This is a genomic window from Shewanella sp. 1CM18E, from assembly GCF_023161665.1.
Classification (GTDB): domain Bacteria; phylum Pseudomonadota; class Gammaproteobacteria; order Enterobacterales; family Shewanellaceae; genus Shewanella.
This window is the reverse complement of sequence record NZ_JALNTW010000013.1, coordinates 42,188-62,765: the sequence shown is the minus strand read 5'-3', so window position 1 is coordinate 62,765 and position 20,578 is coordinate 42,188. Positions and strand designations below refer to the sequence as shown.

The window sequence follows — 20,578 nt, the reverse complement described above, 5'->3', positions numbered from 1 at the left end:
CTAACTACTGGATTAAAAATAATCTGCAGCGACTAAGTCACAATATATGAATATAGATTTTAAAGATATCAGCGTCGTTATTCAGGGGCCCGTCCAAGCTTATCAAGGGCGTTCACAGGAATCCGGTATAACCCACAAATGTATATCGAGCATCCGTAAGTATTTACCGGGAGCGACGATTATTTTATCAACTTGGGAAGGTCAAGATTGCAGTGGGCTAGAACCTGACACTCTCTTATTAAATAAAGATCCTGGCGCAACAATAACTTCATATAACGCCAAAGGTGAACCAGGAAAGCTCAACTTTAATCGTCAAATAGTATCAAGCGCAGAAGGTTTAAAGCAGGTAAAAACTGCTTACGCAGTGAAAATTCGCTCTGACAACTTCTTAACTGGCAATGATTTCGTCACAGCCCTACAAGCTTTTCCTGCTCGTGACAATGCAAGCAAGCTATTTACACAGCGAGTTGTCACTAACACCAGTTACTTTCGCCGTTACGCTGACGGTCAAAAAATTGTAATGTTACCAAGTGACTTCTTTCATTTTGGTTTAACTGAAGATTTACTTAAAATCTGGGATCTGCCGCTTTTTGCTGATTTAGAATTTAACCCGGATCTAATGGGGCAACCACAATATCGTGGCGCCCCCAAAATAAGCCCTCATGCAGAGCAAGTTTATTGTAATGCTTGGTTAATGAGGCTTGATAGCAAGGTCCCCTATTTAGAACACCGTCATCAAAGTACACCTGAATTACTTGCTTATTGGGAACGGTTTATCGCCTCAAACCTAGTCGTGTTAGAACCTGAACAAATTGGACTCGGGCTAATTGAGAGGTTTATTCCAAAGAGTAAACGCCCTAATGAAATTAGCCATTTGGACTGGCTAATGCTCTACAAGCAATACTGTGATTCGAATGCAGCTGTTTCACAATTTGAGATATTTAAAACGATTGGCTGGAAAAGAATAATCAAATTACCATTTAGCCACTTGAAATATAAGATAAAAAATCGATAACAATATAAAATGCACATTAATGTTGAGCGAATGCTTAACATTAATGTGCTTAGATTTGAAGCAAGTTTATGCGAGTAAACGCGACAACTCTTTTATCGCTATTGTCAGGCCACTAGGCTCATGGTTAAAGCTTGAAATAGAACTATTTGTTGATGCAATCGCATCAAATGTGATCGTCGAAATACTCTCATCCAGTGCACAAGGAAAAATGAAATCAAGCTGTTCACATACTTGAATACGCTTTGGCTGGTCCTTCGAAACAGCAATGGCTACAGTCGGTTTGTTCAAACTCACAGCTTGAAGCAAGGTATCACCGCCACCTAATACCGCAACTTTAGCCCCATCAAGTAAACAAATAAAATCTCTATTCTCCAAAGTCTTAATGGCGACGACAGCATCTGATTTGGGTAATGTTTTTGGATAGTTAGGCCCAAAAACCATAACACACTTCAACCCCGTTTTCGTCGCGAGCTTTTCAGCTTCGCGCCAAAAAATATCTGCCGCTAACCCTGACTCTGCTTGGTGACCACCAGAACCAGCATTAAACAAAATGTAACCATGTTCCTCTAAAGCGTATGACTCTATTAGTGCAGCCTTTCTCTTTGGTTCTGGAGCGGCAAAAACACTCCCTATAAAAACAGGCTCATTGCAACCTATCAATTCCAACTTTTTTCTCTCGAACCAATTGATCGGTCCGATAACAAACTCTGGTTGAGCAACCCAATGACTATCTGTCACTCTTGCTCGGCTAATTTTCATGCCGCGCGCTCTTTTCCGCTTATGCTGGCTAATAAAGATTACTTTTGCACCGAGCGATTTAGCATGTTTCATTTGAACTTGACGCCCTGAAGCATCAAAAATAACCGCATCGGGCTGTAACTCACTTATTAGTCCATTAACCTCTTTGACTAGTTTTGTCGGCGTATCTTTCAATATATGAGTAAAATAGGGGCACTCTTTCGCATAGAAAGCCTCCTGACTAATTGCAAACTGTATGATTGCATTAGGCCATTTTTCCATAACAGCATCAGCAATAATGAGAGAGCGCATGTACTCCCCACATCCTTCAGCTGAGGATACGGGGAGAAACAAAAGCTTAGGCGCAAATACATCCATTAAAACACCCTTTTAATACAACATTCCCAGATATCAACCATCATTTCTGATTAATTAAATCTAAATAAGACAAACAGACCTGATGAGCATCAACCCTTTCCAATAAATCAACTTGCTTTATTTCCGGATAACTCTTCAAAGCTTCATCGATTTTTAACGCCAAACGTTGTGGATCCCTTCGTGGAACGAGGAACTGCGCTAAATCACCAGTCAAGATCTCTTTAGGGCCGTGCTCACAGTCAGTACTCACTATAGGGGTGTTACATACGAGAGATTCAATTAATACCGTAGGCAAGCCCTCATAATCTGAGCTGAGCACCATCAATTTGGCCGCCTTTATCCATGGATAGGGGTTTTGCTGAAACCCTGGCAAAATAATCCGATCCAGCACACCATGCTTCTTAGCAATCTTTCTAGCTTTTTTGGCATTATTACAAAGTAACACTATCGGTAAATCATGCTCCATCTGCTTAATCGCTTTAAAGAGCACGTCATGTCGCTTCGGCTTGGCAAACCTACCAACATGGATCAGAAAATCTCCCGCAGGCAGTCCCGTCACTTCCTCCAACGATTGTTGCTTAATCCTTTCTATTTCAAAAGGGTTATAGATTGTTGTGATAGAAGCAGGAACAATACGCCCCACCCTTTCAATCTCTTCTTTGATCCCCTCTGATACGGTAATCAAATGTTTACCATTAAGCGCCATCTTAGCTCGCAACATTTTGAAATAAGCGATAGGGCCTAACTTCTTAGTTCGCTTTAAAGGCTCTTCAATCGATGAGTGAACTACAAAATATAGAGGACTTACTTTTGAATGAGATAACAATAAATTGGTCTTATCCAAGTTTGAAATGAACAATTCGAACTTGCCAACATCTTGCTCCAATGCTTCAATCCAACAATCTAAACGTCGAGCATCACGTTTCGTGTTCCAAAAGCTGCCTAGATGCTTATCCTTCTTTTTATCAAAGCAAAAATGCACTGGAATATCGTTTTCAATATGATGCTCGCAATGGTCAAATAACACTAAAAGGTGCGGCTCATGCCCCTGTTTAACTAACTCATTAGCTAACGTGAGCATAACCTTTTCAGCTCCACCGCCAGCTAAACTATCAATGACGATTGCAATCCGTCTTTTAGGCATCTATTTGTCCTCCAATAAACGGGCAATGTCGGCAATACAAACTTCCAACCCATTAACACTCTTCATCTGCTTAGTTTTATCACGCAAGTCAGCCAAAGTTTCTGGCACAAGTAATTCCTGCACTCCTTTGCACATAGACTCGAAATTTAACTCAGCAGACTTAATAACATCACGCGCTATACAAGCATTAACTCTAGAAGGCTGATCTTTAGCCACCACGACAGCCAAGGTCGGAACATTCATTGCTATAGCCTGTAATAATGTACCACCGCCGCTTAGAACCGCAGCCTTGGCAGCACTGACTAAATTAATAAAATCCGCATTATCTAAAGAACGAATGCAAACTACGCCCTCAATGGTTGGTAGGTCATTCGGGTAGTTTGCACCAAAAACAACAACAGGCTTAAGCTGGTTTTTTATATGTACTGCCACATCTGCAAATAAATCTGCAGCATTGCCTTGGCTATATTTATGTCCGCCAGAACCAGCACTAAATAAAATAAAAGGCTCATCAGCTAAACCATATTTATTTAATATATTTAACTTATTAGCATTATCTGGATGAGAAAATATCGGACCGGTGACAATTGGTTGTGGTCGATTAATCAGCTTTAACTTTAGTCGTTCAAATATAGATAATGGTGCAATTGCAAACTCTGGCTGTACAACCCAATGACTATGAGTAACTAAACTGCGACCAATCTTCAATCCTCGAGTACGTTTCTTTTTATGTTGGCTAATAAATACAACTTTAGCCCCTGATTTATAAGCGTGCTTGAGCTGCGACTTTCTCCCTGATGCATCAAAAATGACCATATCGGGTTTCAAATCAGAAATAATATTATTGACTGCTTTAACCTGCTTTGTCGGAGAATCTTGCAGTATATGGGTATGAAAAGGACAGGAATCCACATAAGGCGCGTGTTTACTTAATGCAAAATGAATTTCTGCGTTAGGCCACTGCTTTTGAACACCATTTGCAATTATCATTGACCGCATATACTCACCAATACCTTTTTCACAAGATACTGGAATAAAAAGAAAAACTGGTGCAGATGGCATATCATCAACTCTCTTTCAAAATCGAACCCAGCAGCCTTAACATCTAAAAGAAAACAGGCAACTACGTAAACTGTAACTTAAGACAAAATAGTCCGGTGCAGCTAAGAATGCTCACAAACTTGAGCAAACTTGGCTATCACAGCATCAACCTCAACCAGCTCCATCAGGTGCTCACCTTTGGCACGTGTGCCCCAAGGGATTTCACCTTGTTTCTGCTCGCTGATCACTTTGTCATAAACGCTAACAACTGAATCTAAACTGGTGTACGGCCCTGTTCTGCCAGGGTTTGAATGCGCGTATAGGCCAATAACTGGTGTACCTTGGGTAACGGCCATATGGGCTGGGCCAGTGTCAGGAGCAAGGACTACAGACGCTTGCTTTAAAATAGCCAGCAGTTGTAATAAGGAGGTTTTACCAACTTGGTTATCTAAGTTTGACTTCAATGCAGCTTGAATCTTCTCTGCTAGCTCTTTTTCAAGAGCTGTTGGCCCACCACATAGCATCACCCGGTAGCCTCTGGTAACCGCATAATCTGCGATAGCAGCGTAGCGCTCTGGCAACCAATTACGCTCAGCTTTACTTGCTGCGGCACAAATCACCAATACTTGGCTTTCATCAGAAATAAGCGCTTTAGCGTATTCAGTATCCTCTGCTGGTACAGGAATATTCCAGCTTGGGGTCAAATCTGTTACCCCAATCGCTTTGGCAAACCCCATAAAGCCTTCCAATACGTGCGGCGTTGCTTGCGGCTCAATAGCGTGATTAGTCACTAACCATTGACCTTCTTTAGCTCTAAAGCGATCAAAGCCAATGCGGATTTTGGCCGATATAGCTAACGATGCAATAGTCGCTCTAAGGGCAACTTGCATGTGTAGCAATACATCAAACTTACGCCCTTTAAGCGCACATTTAAGATTAAAGTAGCTACGCCAGCCTTGAGACTTATCAAAAATAACAAACTCAACACCGTCAAGATGCTTAAGTAACTGATACTCAACTTTGCCCAAAATCCAGGTAATTTTAAGCTGCGGATAACGACGTTGAATCGCCTGCACCATAGCAACGGCATGACATACGTCACCAATGGCTGACAATCTTAAAAGACACAGTGATTTAGCATCGCTTAAGTCTAAGCAATTAGAATTTGGGGCTTGATTACTGTCAGAGGTAGATAAGCTCATAGTGCTCGAAGGTTATTTGGCGCAATTTACCGATCTTAATGTAGAATGGCTGCAGGTGCTACGGTTTAGCTTACAATTCTATCTATGAAGTTTAAAAAAACATCTCAAGGCAGTATCGCTTTTTGCGACCACACTCCAAAACAGATCGAGCCTAACTGGTTTGGCGCTGAGTTTTGGCGCGAAAAATCAGCCATAACTGGTTCATCAAAAGGCCGTTACACCACATGGTTTGTTGATGCCGGAATTGTTGATGATGAGCAAAATCAGTGGGTGTTACGCCATTATTACCGTGGCGGCCTAATCGCCAAACTTAGTCGTGATTTGTATCTGTTTAGCGGCTTACAAAAAACCCGCGCTGTCGCTGAACTTGCCCTACTAGATAACCTTTATAAACAAGGCTTTGCGGTTCCTAAGCCGATTGCAGCTAATGTAGAACGTTCAGGAATATTTTACCGAGCAGACCTTATTATTGAACGAGTTGCAGGTGCTGAAGACTTAGTTGCCCGATTAAGCAAAACCTCTATGGCTGAGTCACAATGGCAAGCTCTTGGTGAAGCAATTGCAGAGTTTCATAATTACGGTGTGTATCACGCCGATCTCAACGCCAAAAATATTCTCATCACTGAAAACAAGTTCTATTTAATCGACTTTGACCGCGGTGAACTCAGAAAAGTGAATACTCAGTGGCAACAAGCCAATATGAGTAGATTATTGCGCTCATTTAAAAAAGAGCTATCAATATTGCCTAGCCTTAACTTCAATGAAGCTAACTGGCTGCAGTTACACCAAGCTTATCAAGCCAAATTACAGAGCTAGAGCTATAGTTACAAAACAAGAACAAGGTCAGCTAAGTAGCTGACCTTTTAAATTCCTTTGCAGACTCAACAGCATCAAGCTATTCAGCTAAAGCTAGCGATTCGCCATCATAGACTCGACTACAGCCAATTGCTTAGCAAGTGAACCTCGGTTTTGTGCAACCACACTTTTAGCAGAGTTACTTGCTTGCTCATATGCCTCAGAGTTAGCAAATAGCGCAATTAAATTAGCAGCTAACGCATCCGCGTCATCAACCACAGTTAAGCCACCTGCCGACTGCAATAACTCAGAAATTTCGATAAAGTCGCGATAATTTGGCCCCATCATGACAGGTAATCCCATCGCAGCGGGCTCCAAAGGGTTATGGCCGCCATGTACAATCAGCGAACCACCAACAAAAGCTTGATCGGCAGCACCATAAAACGTCAACAACTCGCCCATCGTATCCCCCAACACAACTTGAGTCTCGGTTGAAACCGCTGTTTGTTGGCTGCGTCTAGCAACTACTAATCCCGCATTTTTAATCGCCTCAGCAGCATTATCGAACTGTTCAGGGTGGCGCGGCACCATCACCATCAACGCTTTTGGATACTGGCTCAACAATTGTTTATGCGCGGTAATCAAGGCATCAAATTCACCGGGATGTACTGAGCCTGCCACCCACACTGGGCGCGCTTGTGCATGCCATTGCTGCCTAAGTAATGTTGCTGAATCAATACGTTGTTGATCGATATTGATATCAAACTTTAAGCTGCCGCAAACACTCACTCGCTCATGCGCGACACCTAAAGCAATAAACCGCTCAGCAGCCTGTACTGATTGCGCGGCAATAATATCAAGCTGCTGCAGCATAGGTTGAGTAAGCTTATGATTTTTTTGGTACGAGTTAGCTGATTTCTCTGACAAGCGGGCATTTGCAAGTAACACTTTAGCATCTGCTTTCTTCAAGTAATGGATTAAGTTTGGCCACAACTCTGTTTCCATAATAATGCTGTATTGAGGCGCAACCTGTTTGACAAAGCGTCGTGCACACCAAGCGAGATCAAAGGGTAAATAACAATGCTGCACTGTGTCAGCAAATGCTTTTTTTACCTCTGCAGAGCCTGTTGGGCTTGTGGTCGTAATCGTAATGCTTAGCTGTGGATGCAATTGCTGTAGCTGCTTTATCAAAGGCACCGCAGCTAAAGTCTCTCCCATAGAGACCGAATGAACAAAAATATCGGTCTGCTTTAACTTTTTCAGCCCAAAGCGCTCAGACCAGCGCCCGCGGTAATCGGGACTTTTAAAAGCGCGCACAGCCAAATAAACCAGCAGTAACGGACTAATGAGATATAGAGCTATCGAATAGAGACTACGATTCATGAAATTAGATACTTTCGAGAGTTTTACTTGAAGAATTACGCCAATGCTAACATGATAGCCGTATCTTAACGTAATAACAGTTAAGTTAACCTAGTAACAAAGTCGCACCAATGCCAAGGGTTAACTTCAATGGATCTAAATCATTTAGGACGAATATGAAAACCCGTGACAAAATCGTACAAGCCAGTTTAGAGTTGTTTAATGAACATGGCGAAAGAGCAATCACAACCAATCATATCGCTGCTCACCTAAATATTAGTCCTGGTAATCTTTATTATCACTTTCGTAATAAAGAAGACATTATCCGCTCTATCTTTAGCCTATACGAGCAACACTTAGAGTCAGGTTTTCAGCCTTATGCCGACAAAGAAGTCGATATCGATCTGCTCATAGGTTATTTCGATGCAATGTTTTACACCCTGTGGCAATTTCGCTTTATGTACGCCAACCTTGCCGACATCCTCAGTCGTGATGAGACCTTGAAGAAGCGCTATTTAACTGCACAACAAGATGTACTTTCACGTTGTACCCATGTACTTGAAAAACTGAACCAAGATGGTTTTGTTGCGATTGAAACTAATGATATCAAGCCATTAGCTGACACAATAAAAATGCTAGTGAGCTTTTGGATAAGTTACAAACTCACCCAAACTCAATCTAATATTGGCTCGATTACCAAGGAATCGCTATACGAGGGACTATTGCGGGTTATCATGCTGTTTAAGTCTTATGCGACCGAAAACTCACAAGCCACATTTTTAAGACTCGAAGATCATTACCGCTCACGAATGAGCTAATCCTCTTAACTAAAAAATGCGTATAGCAACTGCTGTGCGCATCTTCAATTCCCTCTACTTATCTTCTATATCATCAGCATTTTTTGATTAGCTTTACTAATCAAAATTTTGGCCATTCCCTAATCTAATTAATCTCTTTTTTGCTGTTGAAAAAAAGGCTGTAGAGCCGCGCCAATTAAGGTTAAAATGCCGCCACTCCAAATATCAAAATAATGCTAATTAAGGAGAATAAAGGTGCCTAAGACCTCATTCTACGACCAAATAAATCAACAGCTTGCCGACGTTAAAGCCGAAGGCCTATATAAAAGCGAACGTGTCATTGTTTCTCCTCAACAAACCGCAATTGAAGTTAATGGCGACCAAGTTATCAACTTTTGCGCCAACAACTACCTAGGTTTAGCCAATCACCCTGAACTAATTAAAGCAGCCCAAGACGGCCTAGATGCTCACGGTTTTGGCATGGCGTCGGTACGCTTTATCTGTGGTACCCAAGATATTCACAAAACCTTAGAAGCTAGCCTTAGCGAATTTTTAGGCATGGAAGACACCATTCTTTATTCTTCTTGCTTCGATGCTAACGCAGGTCTTTTTGAAACTCTATTAAGCGCAGAAGATGCAATTATTTCTGATGCACTAAACCACGCTTCTATCATCGACGGCGTGCGTTTATGTAAAGCTAAGCGTTTCCGTTATGCCAATAACGATATGGCCGATCTTGAAGCGCAATTAAAAGCTGCTAAAGAAGCCGGCGCGCGCAACATTATGATCGCCACCGACGGCGTATTCTCTATGGATGGTGTTATCGCCAACCTTAAAGGTGTGTGCGATTTAGCCGATGAATACGGCGCGTTAGTAATGGTTGATGATTCACACGCTGTAGGCTTTGTTGGCCAAGAAGGCCGCGGTACTCATGAGTATTGTGAAGTAATGGATCGTGTAGACATTATTACCGGCACATTAGGTAAAGCATTAGGCGGCGCTTCAGGTGGATTTACTTCTGGTAAAAAAGAAGTCATCGACTGGTTACGTCAGCGCTCGCGCCCTTACCTATTTTCTAACTCATTAGCACCTTCAATTGTTACTGCGTCTATTCACGTACTTGAAATGCTCAAGTCTGGCCAAGCACTGCGCGAAGCCGTTTGGGAAAACAGCCGTTATTTCCGTGAAAAAATGTCTGCTGCTGGTTTCACTTTAGGTGGCGCAGACCACGCAATTATTCCTGTAATGATTGGTGACGCTAAATTGGCTGGCGACTTTGCTAACCGTCTTTTAACTGAAAACATCTATGTGATTGGTTTCTCTTTCCCTGTGGTACCAAAAGGCCAAGCGCGTATTCGTACCCAAATGTCTGCGGCGCACAGCAAAGAGCAAATTGATAAAGCGATTGAAGCCTTTACCCGTATCGCTAAAGAAATGGGCATTATCAGCTAAAATTACACTAACTAGGGCTACTCAATATAGCCCTAGTTAAAAGACATTCAACAAGTCGCAAATGCAGACTTGTAATAGGTTAAAAGATGAAAGCACTAAGCAAATTAAAGCCTGAAGAAGGCATTTGGATGGTTGATGCGCCTAAACCAGAAGTGGGCCATAACGATCTATTAATTAAAATCCGTAAAACGGCAATTTGTGGTACTGACGTTCACATCTACAACTGGGACGAATGGTCACAGAACACTATTCCTGTGCCTATGGTTGTTGGCCATGAATATGTTGGTGAAGTGGTTGATATGGGTCAAGAAGTACGTGGTTTCAGCGTAGGTGACCGCGTATCAGGTGAAGGCCACATTACATGTGGTCACTGCCGTAACTGCCGTGGCGGCCGCACCCACTTATGCCGTAACACCTCAGGCGTTGGTGTTAACCGTGAAGGTGCATTTGCAGAGTACTTAGTTATTCCAGCATTTAATGCCTTTAAAATCCCTGACGATATCTCCGACGATTTAGCTTCAATCTTCGACCCATTTGGAAATGCGGTGCACACAGCATTGTCATTCGATTTAGTCGGCGAAGACGTATTAATCACTGGTGCAGGCCCTATCGGTATCATGGCAGCAGCTGTATGTCGTCACGTTGGTGCGCGCCACGTGGTGATCACCGATGTAAACGAATACCGCCTAGAGCTAGCCCAAAAGATGGGCGCAACTCGTGCCGTTAACGTTGCTAAAGAAAGCCTAACTGACGTAATGCAAGAGCTTGGAATGACCGAAGGCTTTGACGTCGGTTTAGAAATGTCTGGCGTACCGAGTGCATTCCACTCAATGCTAGATACTATGAACCATGGCGGCAAAATTGCCATGTTAGGTATTCCTGGTGGCGATATGGCTATTGACTGGAGCAAAGTGATCTTTAAGGGACTTATCATTAAAGGCATTTATGGCCGTGAAATGTTCGAGACCTGGTACAAGATGGCAAGCCTTATCCAATCAGGTCTAGATATCTCTCCAATCATCACTCACCATTATAATATTGATGACTTCCAGCAAGGCTTCGATGCCATGCGCTCAGGTCAATCTGGTAAAGTGATTCTAAACTGGGATTAATAGTTATTAATTCCTTATCCTAGCTGTAATGTATGTCACTGTGCATTACAGCTAAATTTATAACTCAACAACTCAAGGTCTCCTATGTCAGTCTTTCAACATCTTAGTGTTAATCAACTCATTCAGATGCAAACAGAGTCAACTGAGTTGCAAATTGTCGACATCCGCGACGCGGCAAGTTTTGAAGCCGGCCATATAGACGGTGCGTTTAACCTTAACAATGAAAACCTAGCTCATTTTATTGGTGATGCAGATATGGACTTACCATTGGTCGTTGTTTGCTATCATGGAATAAGCAGTCAAAGTGCAGCCACTTACTTAAATGAGCAAGGCTTTGATGAAGTATTTAGCCTAGACGGTGGCTATAGCGCATGGCATCAAGCTAACTTATAGATACGCAAGAGGGTAAAGTATGATTGAGATTGGCAGGCTACCTAACAGCCGAGCAGCACAGGCTCTCATCGACTACCTAAAAGGGCTAAACATTGATTGCGAACTGATGCCAACCGAACAAGGTGTGGCATTAATGATCCACGATCAACAGCATTTTGAGCAAGCTCACTTCGAATACCTGCATTTCATCAATAACCCTTTTGACGAAAAATACCTTGCAGCCTCGTGGGAAAATGGCGATACCCACACCAAGCTTGATTACGGCAGCCCAAGCTTACAACTAGTGAGTCAATTTATCACAGGTGCAGGACCGCTAACTCTGAGTGTATTTTTTATCTGTGTAACTATTTACGCGGCAATGAATCTCGGTTTTGCTAATCCTATTTTTGAGCAACTGTCATTTTTTGGCGCCATACAAGCCAACACATCGGGCGAGATCTGGCGCCTATTCACCCCGAGCCTGTTGCACTTTTCTGCCATGCACATTATTTTTAATTTGCTCTGGTGGTGGTATTTAGGGGGCAAGATAGAAAATAAACTAGGTTTTGCACCACTGTTCATCCTGCTACTCGTTGGCGGTACGCTGCCTAACGTTTTGCAGTATTTTATGGCAGGGCCTCAATTCGGCGGATTATCTGGAGTGGTTTACGCTGTAGTCGGTTACACCTGGATTATGGGATATAGGCGACCAGAATCAGGTATCGGCCTGCCCCCCGCTTACATTGGCTTTATGCTGCTATGGCTTGTACTTGGTTTTACCGATATGTTTGGCCTATCCATCGCCAATGGTGCTCACCTTGGTGGTTTACTCGTGGGAGTTATTCAAGGCTTTATCGACAGTAAAACCCGTAAGATATAGTCACTCCACACACCACTTAGCTAAAGTCTATTTATTAAAAATTAAGCCCGCAAAACGCGGGCTTACTTATAATCCAACAATGGCAATTTAGTCACGAATAACCATTAAGCCATTTGCAGCACTTTCTCCACTAACTGACTAATGCCTGAATGTGCCTCAACAATATCGCTAGCCAACATATAAGCCGGCGTACTCACCACTTTATGCTGCTCATCAACCACAATTTCATGCACGCTAGCCGCTTGATGTTGTCCACCTTGTTGCTCAAAGGCCGCCGCAGTACCTGCGTCACTACCTATTGTACCGCTTACCCCTTGGCCATATAGTTGCGGGATCATAATTGGCGAGATACAGATAAAGCCAACTGGCTTATTGTTTTCAGCAAATTGCGAGATAAAGTGCTTAACACTGGGCTCGACTTGATGCTCGGCGCCAGCAATAGCAAAATTACATAGGTTTTTAGCCGCACCAAATCCACCGGGGATAATCAGTGCATCAAATTCAGCAATATTAAGTTCATCTATAGGCTTTATCTCACCACGAGCAATTCTGGCAGACTCAACCAATACATTGCGAGACTCATGCTCTTGCACTTCGCCTGTTAGGTGATTAACAACATGCAATTGGGGGATATTCGGAGCAAAACATTGGTAGTGCGCCCCCGCTTTTTTTATCTCTAATAAGGCTAAAACTGACTCATGTAATTCGGTGCCATCGTAAACGCCACTGCCGCTGAGAAGAACTGCTACTTTTTTCATTAAAAAGCCTCTTTATATATCATATTGTTTTAACAAACCTGTAATAAACTGCTTGATCAGATTATTTATCATGCTAGGTTAGGTCATCACTTTATCAAGTGAGTGATATTTAACCAAGGAATGGAGTTGAAATACGCATAAAAATAAAAAGTCCACATAATTATTTCAAATTTCAAAAATAAAACCCACTTCACACATTTAATTTAATTAAATGTTTTTCAAGTACTTACGTAAAAGTCTTTTTCTAACCGATTTTATTCAAGATCGAGTTACACGCATTAACTCACAGAGTTATCCACAGGCTAGCAAGTAATTTTACGTGGCCGAAATTGCCCTAATATGGCATGCTAGCGCCATCATCGAATACCGATAAACGAATACTAAATTATGCCTAAAATTGCTGATAACCCTTTAATTCTTGTGGATGGTTCTTCATACCTTTACCGCGCGTACTATGCACCACCTCACTTAACGAATTCTAAAGGAGAAGCTACCGGTGCCGTATACGGCGTAATCAATATGCTTCGTAGCCTATTGAACCAATATAAGCCATCACAAATGGCGGTAGTTTTTGATGCAAAAGGCAAAACATTCCGTAATGACATGTACTCAGAGTACAAAGCTCAACGTCCACCTATGCCAGACGATTTGCGTACTCAAATTGAGCCGCTACATAAAATTATTAAAGCATTAGGTTTACCACTCGTTTGCATTCCAGGTGTTGAGGCCGACGACGTCATTGGTACCATCGCCACTCAAGCCAGTAAAGAAGGTCGCGCAGTATTAATTAGTACTGGCGATAAAGACATGGCGCAATTAGTGGATGAAAACGTCACCCTAATTAATACCATGACCAATACAATTATGGGGCCAGCCGAGGTCACAGAAAAGTTTGGCGTTGGCCCTGAGCTAATCATCGATCTGTTAGCACTACAAGGTGATAAAGCCGATAACATTCCGGGCTTACCGGGTGTCGGCGAGAAAACGGCATTAGCGATGCTAACTGGTGTTGGCGGCGTAGATAAAATTCTAGCCGCGCCAGAAAAAATGCCAGAGCTTGGTTTCCGCGGTTCTAAAACCATGCCAGCTAAAATCATTGAACATGCAGACATGCTTAAACTTAGCTACGAACTAGCAACCATCAAGCTAGATGTAGAGCTAGAACAAGATTGGCATGCGCTTTCAATCGAACCTGCTGATAAAGATGAACTGATTAAGTGCTATGGCGAGATGGAATTTAAGCGCTGGTTAGCTGAAGTGCTCGACAATAACAGTGGCGATAAAGCAACAGCTTCAGCAGCTGCAGACGATGATGCACCAGCAGCTAAGTTAGATATTGAGGTTGAATACGACACGATTGTTACGCTTGAGCAGCTAGATGCGTGGATCGCTAAGCTAGAGAAAGCTGAACTCATCGCGATTGATACTGAAACCACTAGCCTTAATTATATGGAAGCAGAGTTAGTCGGTATTTCATTTGCTGTTGAAGCAGGTAAAGCTGCTTACCTACCACTTGCACACGACTATGTTGACGCGCCAGAGCAATTAGATAAAGCGCTAGTATTTGAGAAACTACAGCCATTACTTGAAGATGAATCGATTAAAAAGGTCGGTCAAAACTTAAAGTATGACATCAGTATTTTTGCTAATGCAGGCATTACGCTGCGCGGTGTGCAGTTTGACACTATGCTTGAGTCTTACGTATTTAACTCTGTCGCGTCTAAGCATAATATGGACGACTTAGCACTTAAGTACCTAGGCCATAAAAATATTAGCTTTGAAGAGATTGCTGGTAAAGGCGCCAAACAACTTACCTTTAATCAAATTCCATTAGAAACTGCGGCGCCTTACGCCGCAGAAGATGCCGATATTACGCTGCGCTTGCACCAACATTTATGGGCTCGCCTAGAAAAGCAAACTGAACTCGCAGGCGTGTTTAGCGATATCGAATTACCGCTAGTTAATATCTTGTCTGATATTGAGCGCCAAGGCGTATTGATCGATAGCATGTTACTGGGCCAACAAAGCGAAGAACTCGCGCGTAAGATTGATGAGCTAGAACATAAAGCTCATGAAATCGCAGGCCAGCCATTTAACTTAAGCTCGCCAAAGCAGCTACAAGAGCTATTTTTCGACAAGTTAGGCTATCCTGTAATCAAGAAAACCCCAAAAGGCGCACCATCTACAGCAGAAGAAGTGCTAGTTGAATTAGCATTAGACTATCCGCTGCCGAAGATTATTTTAGAGCATCGTAGCCTAGCTAAACTTAAGAGCACTTACACAGATAAGCTACCATTAATGGTTAATGCTAAAACGGGTCGCGTGCACACCAGCTACCACCAAGCTAACGCTGCAACCGGTCGCTTATCTTCAAGCGAGCCAAACCTGCAGAATATTCCAATTCGTACCGAAGAAGGCCGCCGTATTCGTCATGCGTTTATTGCCCCTGAGGGTAAAAAAATCCTCGCTGCCGATTACTCGCAAATCGAACTCCGAATTATGGCGCACTTGTCGCAAGACAAAGGCCTACTGACTGCGTTTGCTGAAGGTAAAGACATCCATAAAGCGACTGCAGCAGAAGTGTTTGATGTTGATTTCAGTGAAGTGACTACCGATCAACGTCGCCGCGCTAAAGCGGTTAACTTTGGTCTAATCTACGGCATGTCGGCATTTGGCCTTGCCAAGCAGCTAGATATCCCACGAGCTGAAGCGCAAAGCTATATCGATACTTACTTTAAGCGCTACCCGGGCGTACTGAAGTACATGGAAGAGACTCGCGCAATTGCCGCCGATCTTGGCTACGTTTCAACATTATTTGGTCGTCGCCTCTATCTACCAGCGATTAAAGATAGAAATGCGATGCGTAGACAAGCCGCTGAACGCGCCGCAATTAACGCGCCGATGCAAGGTACTGCAGCCGATATCATTAAAAAGGCAATGATCAATATTGCCCAATGGATTGCAACTGAAACAGCTGGTGAAATCACCATGATCATGCAAGTACACGATGAATTGGTATTTGAAGTTGATGAAACTAAAGTTGATAGCTTAAAAGGCAAAATATGCGAACTGATGGCGGCAGCAGCCAGTTTAGATGTTGAGCTACTTGCCGAAGCTGGCGTAGGCGACAACTGGGAACAGGCTCACTAAGTCATTCGATTACCGCAGCTAGCTAACAATAGTGTTAGCTAGCTGTCTTTATTAGCCTTTTTATTGCTCTTCCCTTTCACTGCCCCCCACCTTTTACTGATAACAGTTTCACCGATTACTGCCTCATATTGCAGTTCAACAGCACTACTGCAGATCATTTCAGACTATTTCTTATATAAAACAGCAGTTACAGCAGTCAATTTCCCTTTTGGGTAAAAATTAACATTATCCAAGATAAATTGTTGATATATAGCTATTAAACTGAAAATTTGCGATCAAAGTGTGTATTTTTATTGAGCAAACATTGGGATACCCATCACATTATTGCATGTTTTTTACAAAAACTGTTTTTCATATAGCGATTAATGAAGTAATATTCTCTGCGTAGGGTACAGAGGTTAAGATGTTCTATCTTTCAGACCTTTTTTTTACGTTTGCTACTTTGTAGTAAATGGCCAAATTATGGCGCCCCAGTGAATCTAATTCGCTGGGGCTTTTTTTCGTCTGAAATAAAATTTAGAGTAAATACTTTAAATTGAGCAAAATTCGAGTTATGCTGTGTTCATTAAGCGATATCAACATAGTTTGATTGAACTTGAGTCTTGTTGAATTTAGCTTCTCCCCAAAAGAGCTAATTTATACCGATGGTTTATGCCGTCGGTTTTTTTTGCCTAAAATTCAGTGAGATCGTAATAAAAATCAGAATAGAAGCAAAAAAAACGCCCCCATTTGGGAGCGTCATTTATACGACTAATCAATACAACAGTAAACTCGTTACTCTTTGTCTGCTTCAGCTTGAGCAGCAATAGCATCGGCTTCTAACTGCTGCATTAACCATTCAGGTTTACACCAACTATCTAAAATGCCTAACACTTTGCCTTTACCAATCCCTTTTAATGAAGAGAAAGGCTCAACTTTTACACCATCTTCAAAATGGCTAAGCTTCTTGCGCACTTCATTTACCATCTTCATTCTAGCGCTTTGACCTAGCTTATCAGCCTTGGTTAATAGTGCTAAAACAGGAATATGGCTCTGAACTGCCCATTCAATCATCTGCATATCAAGATCTTTTAGTGGATGACGGATATCCATCAGCACCACTACACCACTCAAACAATCACGTTTAAGTAGGTACTCACCCAACGCCTCTTGCCACTTTAACTTTAGGGCCAGTGGAACTTGAGCAAAACCATAACCAGGTAAGTCGACCAAACGACGGTGCTTATCTAGTCTAAAAACGTTAATTAACTGCGTACGTCCTGGTGTTTTACTGGTACGAGCAATTTTTTGCTCCGTCAGTAAATTCAGTGCACTTGACTTACCCGCGTTAGAACGACCCGCAAAGGCAATCTCCACCCCAACGTCACCAGGGAGGTATTCGTTTAAGTGCGCAATGTCTGGCGCACTAATTAAAAACTCTGCTTTACGGAAATCGATACGAGATTCACTCACAATTAACTCCAAAATTTTATCAACTTACTTAGCTAAATATCGAAGAGTTGCTTACATTTTCACAATTTCGTGTAAAATATTACCCCGATCACATAAAATACATTTTATCACGCTTGCGGGTCTTCCTAGTAAGCTCATGACAAATATTTTAATAAGAAGTTGGAACGCCATGAAAAAGTTAGCTCTTGCGCTGTCTGTTTTAGCCACAATATCTTCACCTGCTATGGCAGAAGGAAATGCTGAAGCCGGAAAAACTAAAGCCATCGTTTGCTCTGCTTGTCACGGTGTTGACGGCAACAGCATGATAGACATGTACCCAAAACTTGCAGGTCAACATAGTACATACCTAGAAAAGCAACTACATGATTTCCGCAGTGCAGCACAAACTGGCGGTAAAGAAGGTCGTATGGACCCTATCATGGGCGGCATGTCTGTTGCGCTAAGCGATCAAGATATTGCAGATCTTGCTGCATTCTATGCAACTCAAGAACATAAAGATATCGATGTTAAAGATGTACCAGAACTTGGTGCACAACTTTATAAAAATGGTGACGCAACTCGCGGCATCACAGCTTGTATTGCATGTCATGGTCCTCAAGGCAAAGGCGCGGAGCTTGCAGGCTTCCCAGCACTTAACGGACAACATGCGAATTACATCAAAATCCAGCTGAATAAATTCCACGATACAAATCGTAACAACGACTTAAATGGCATGATGCAAGACGTTGCGAAAAAGCTAAATAGTGATGATATTGAAGCATTATCTAAATATATATCAAACCTTAAGTAAATATTAGCGTTAACTAAAGAGGACGGGGAACCGTCCTTTTTTATAGCAATGCATTTACGTTTACGTAAACTTCAGTTAAAAACCTGCTTGACACAGATCACAGTTCTAGGTTTAAATAGCTCCCGTACCAAGATAAACCCAACTGTTAGTACAAAAAATATTAATAACAACTTTCAGATTTTGGTATGTATACATTTAAGATATAAGAATAAATTAACGAAATAATAATAATATTATTGAGACCACTCACTAAAAATAATAAGAGTAGAGATTTCAATTTGAAGTCCAGGTCATAAAAATTTTAGTAAGGATTTGGTTAGGAAGGCCAAAACGCTATTTAGCATTTACCCTTACATTCAGAGAAACATGTACCAACAGGAAAGTATTTGTAGGATACAAATACGGCAGAGGAAGCTACAGCTTAGGATGCACTTGCGGGAAGCTTGTTATCACTGGAAGATACTTAAAAAATGTACATGGATGGTTACTTAGGCGTCATTGGATGGACGAATAAAAATTGTGATGTGTCTTTTAAAGACCATCTACGGAAACAGTTGTCAGGATGGCGACTGGTCTAAAAATAAAGTGTCTGGAAGACCATAAACTACAAGACATGCATGGAAAGCAGACAAAAAATAAGATGGATATTGACCGGGATAGTCACATAGCAAGTATGGATACTTGAAATCAGAATTGGTGCGGATTAGCACTTTTATAGAGGCGACAGATTAATCTGTCGCCTTTTTTTATTTCTCCAGTAGCAATCTTCATTTATACTCAATTTAATTAAGTCATTGGTTTAACTAATATATGCGCAGATGCCCTCTTTGTCATAGTGATAACACCAATCGGTTTTATGCCAATAAGAAGCGCTGTTTATATCATTGCCACCAATGCCAATTAGTCTTTGCTGATGCCAACTCGCACCTGCCGCCTTCTGCTGAATTACAAAAATACCGGCTCGCCAGTAACAAACAAAAGTCACTAGCTCGCTTTATGCTGGACTTAGTCGAGCAGTGTGAAAATGGCTACACACCATTGTTGGGACTGAATTTTGGCCGCACCCTCGATAGCAAGACGCTAAGAAAAATCACTAAAAAGGGCCATCAACTTAACCAGTATGATCCCAGCCTCGCGCCATGGAGCAGCTCATTAAAACAAGAATATGACTTTATCTGCTGCTATCGGGTGTTTGAGCATTTTCGTTTTCCGTACAAAGAGTGGCAATTACTAAGCCAATTACTCAAACCTGGTGGTTGGTTAGCGATTTGTTCGCCACTACTGAGTGATCTTGCAGCTTTTGATAAATGGCACCATAAAAATAACCTGACCCATGTCAGCTTTTATCAGCAAGCAACATTTGAGTTTCTAGCAAATAAACACGGTTTTAAGCTATTATTTGCAGCAAACGATCTCATTCTGGTGCAAAAACCATCAGGATCTGATATAACACGCGACCAAACTTCCATTGTTGAGTAAGCCAACTGGCTTTATCAGCAATAGAGTCTTTTAAGTTATCGAGATAAGCGATCATGTCCCGTAGTAAGAAAACGCGTAAGAGCAACGAAAATGCTCCTAAATTAGCCCCAAGAACTAAAAAGAAAGATCGAGTTCTTGCAGGCAAAAAACAAGTTGCTGGCAATAAAGCGGGAAGTCGTCATAACGCTTCGATGATTGAAAGCCAAGCAAACGGTGGCAAGGCTAAAAATGCTGACCCACGCCATGGCAGTAAAAAGCCTGTACAACTGCATATTAATACTGAAGTCAAAGTAGAGAAGAAGCCTAAAGGGCCAAAACTTACTGATGAGCAAAAACTATTAAAGCTTGAGGAAGATCCAAGACTGAATAGCCTGCTAGACATGCTTGAAGAGGGTAAAAACCTCAATGCAGAAGACCAGAAATGGTTGAACAAGCAGCTGACTCAAATTGAAACCTTAATGGACAAGCTTGGCATCTCTGACGAAGACGATGATGCACCGCAAGGCAAGAAGTCTGTAAGTGACGATGACCTATTCGACAAGTTCGAATCAGGTGCAGATCTGCTAAAAGACTACTTCGACAAAGATTAATTTGTTCTATATAAAATCCATGGCATCTTTATTGATGCCATTTTTTTATCCATAATCGTCACCTGTATCCC

Annotated in this window: 18 protein-coding genes; 11 read left to right on the top strand and 7 right to left on the bottom strand. The window is 42.0% G+C overall.

Annotated features, from left to right (window positions below; genetic code table 11):
* The first annotated feature begins 46 nt into the window (after positions 1–46).
* Entirely contained in the window at positions 47–1,015 is a 969-nt protein-coding gene (locus MSG37_RS15845) for a WavE lipopolysaccharide synthesis family protein (RefSeq protein ID WP_248471624.1), read from the top strand.
* Positions 1,016–1,081: 66 nt separating this feature from the next.
* Here MSG37_RS15845 and MSG37_RS15840 read toward each other — a convergent pair whose 3' ends face one another.
* The 4 genes from MSG37_RS15840 to MSG37_RS15825 all read right to left on the bottom strand — a co-directional run bounded on the left by MSG37_RS15840 (position 1,082) and on the right by MSG37_RS15825 (position 5,395).
* Positions 1,082–2,131 (bottom strand): hypothetical protein, encoded by a 1,050-nt coding sequence (locus tag MSG37_RS15840; RefSeq protein WP_248471623.1) that lies wholly within the window; start codon positions 2,129–2,131, stop codon positions 1,082–1,084.
* Between the two features lie 40 nt (positions 2,132–2,171).
* Positions 2,172–3,275 carry a glycosyltransferase gene (locus MSG37_RS15835; protein WP_248471622.1) on the bottom strand — a complete coding sequence of 368 codons (1,104 nt, stop codon included), beginning with the start codon at positions 3,273–3,275 and terminating at the stop codon, positions 2,172–2,174.
* Entirely contained in the window at positions 3,276–4,337 is a 1,062-nt protein-coding gene (locus tag MSG37_RS15830) for a hypothetical protein (RefSeq protein ID WP_248471621.1), read from the bottom strand.
* Positions 4,338–4,438: 101 nt separating this feature from the next.
* On the bottom strand, positions 4,439–5,395 hold the full coding sequence (locus MSG37_RS15825) for a glycosyltransferase family 9 protein (protein ID WP_248471681.1): 957 nt from the start codon (positions 5,393–5,395) through the stop codon (positions 4,439–4,441).
* A 207-nt stretch (positions 5,396–5,602) separates the two neighbouring features.
* Between MSG37_RS15825 and MSG37_RS15820 the strand changes: the two genes are divergently transcribed.
* Positions 5,603–6,334, top strand: coding sequence for a 3-deoxy-D-manno-octulosonic acid kinase (locus MSG37_RS15820; protein ID WP_248471620.1), 732 nt, complete (start codon positions 5,603–5,605; stop codon positions 6,332–6,334).
* A 93-nt stretch (positions 6,335–6,427) separates the two neighbouring features.
* On the opposite strand, the gene waaA is transcribed toward MSG37_RS15820, so the two are convergent.
* Positions 6,428–7,696 (bottom strand): lipid IV(A) 3-deoxy-D-manno-octulosonic acid transferase, encoded by a 1,269-nt coding sequence (waaA, locus tag MSG37_RS15815; protein ID WP_248471619.1) that lies wholly within the window; start codon positions 7,694–7,696, stop codon positions 6,428–6,430.
* A gap of 155 nt (positions 7,697–7,851) precedes the next feature.
* On the opposite strand from waaA, the gene MSG37_RS15810 reads away from it, so the two are divergent.
* The 5 genes from MSG37_RS15810 (at position 7,852) to glpG (ending at position 12,288) form a co-directional block, all read left to right on the top strand.
* On the top strand, positions 7,852–8,493 hold the full coding sequence (locus MSG37_RS15810; protein ID WP_248471618.1) for a TetR/AcrR family transcriptional regulator: 642 nt from the start codon (positions 7,852–7,854) through the stop codon (positions 8,491–8,493).
* A gap of 234 nt (positions 8,494–8,727) precedes the next feature.
* Positions 8,728–9,924, top strand: coding sequence for a glycine C-acetyltransferase (locus MSG37_RS15805; protein WP_248471617.1), 1,197 nt, complete (start codon positions 8,728–8,730; stop codon positions 9,922–9,924).
* Positions 9,925–10,010: 86 nt separating this feature from the next.
* Entirely contained in the window at positions 10,011–11,036 is a 1,026-nt protein-coding gene (gene tdh, locus MSG37_RS15800; protein ID WP_248471616.1) for an L-threonine 3-dehydrogenase, read from the top strand.
* Positions 11,037–11,120: 84 nt separating this feature from the next.
* The gene (gene glpE, locus MSG37_RS15795) at positions 11,121–11,429 is read left to right on the top strand and encodes a thiosulfate sulfurtransferase GlpE (protein ID WP_248471615.1); all 309 of its coding nucleotides are present in this window, start codon (positions 11,121–11,123) and stop codon (positions 11,427–11,429) included.
* Between the two features lie 19 nt (positions 11,430–11,448).
* Positions 11,449–12,288 carry a rhomboid family intramembrane serine protease GlpG gene (gene glpG / locus MSG37_RS15790; RefSeq protein WP_248471614.1) on the top strand — a complete coding sequence of 280 codons (840 nt, stop codon included), beginning with the start codon at positions 11,449–11,451 and terminating at the stop codon, positions 12,286–12,288.
* Positions 12,289–12,392: 104 nt separating this feature from the next.
* Here the strand turns inward: glpG and elbB are convergent, their stop codons facing one another.
* The gene (elbB, locus tag MSG37_RS15785; RefSeq protein WP_248471613.1) at positions 12,393–13,046 is read right to left on the bottom strand and encodes an isoprenoid biosynthesis glyoxalase ElbB; all 654 of its coding nucleotides are present in this window, start codon (positions 13,044–13,046) and stop codon (positions 12,393–12,395) included.
* A 387-nt stretch (positions 13,047–13,433) separates the two neighbouring features.
* Here elbB and polA point away from each other — a divergent pair, with 387 nt between their 5' ends.
* On the top strand, positions 13,434–16,196 hold the full coding sequence (gene polA, locus MSG37_RS15780) for a DNA polymerase I (RefSeq protein ID WP_248471612.1): 2,763 nt from the start codon (positions 13,434–13,436) through the stop codon (positions 16,194–16,196).
* 774 nt (positions 16,197–16,970) lie between these two features.
* Here the strand turns inward: polA and yihA are convergent.
* Positions 16,971–17,648, bottom strand: a complete 678-nt coding sequence (yihA, locus tag MSG37_RS15775) for a ribosome biogenesis GTP-binding protein YihA/YsxC (RefSeq protein WP_248471611.1) — start codon at positions 17,646–17,648, stop codon at positions 16,971–16,973.
* A 169-nt stretch (positions 17,649–17,817) separates the two neighbouring features.
* Between yihA and MSG37_RS15770 the strand changes: the two genes are divergently transcribed.
* The 3 genes from MSG37_RS15770 (at position 17,818) to yihI (ending at position 20,507) form a co-directional block, all read left to right on the top strand.
* Positions 17,818–18,438, top strand: coding sequence for a cytochrome c4 (locus MSG37_RS15770; protein WP_248471610.1), 621 nt, complete (start codon positions 17,818–17,820; stop codon positions 18,436–18,438).
* Positions 18,439–19,248: 810 nt separating this feature from the next.
* Positions 19,249–19,917: a class I SAM-dependent methyltransferase gene (locus MSG37_RS15765; protein WP_248471609.1), complete on the top strand. Its 669-nt coding sequence runs from the start codon at positions 19,249–19,251 to the stop codon at positions 19,915–19,917.
* A 53-nt stretch (positions 19,918–19,970) separates the two neighbouring features.
* Positions 19,971–20,507: a Der GTPase-activating protein YihI gene (gene yihI, locus MSG37_RS15760; RefSeq protein ID WP_248471608.1), complete on the top strand. Its 537-nt coding sequence runs from the start codon at positions 19,971–19,973 to the stop codon at positions 20,505–20,507.
* Positions 20,508–20,578: the final 71 nt, after the last annotated feature.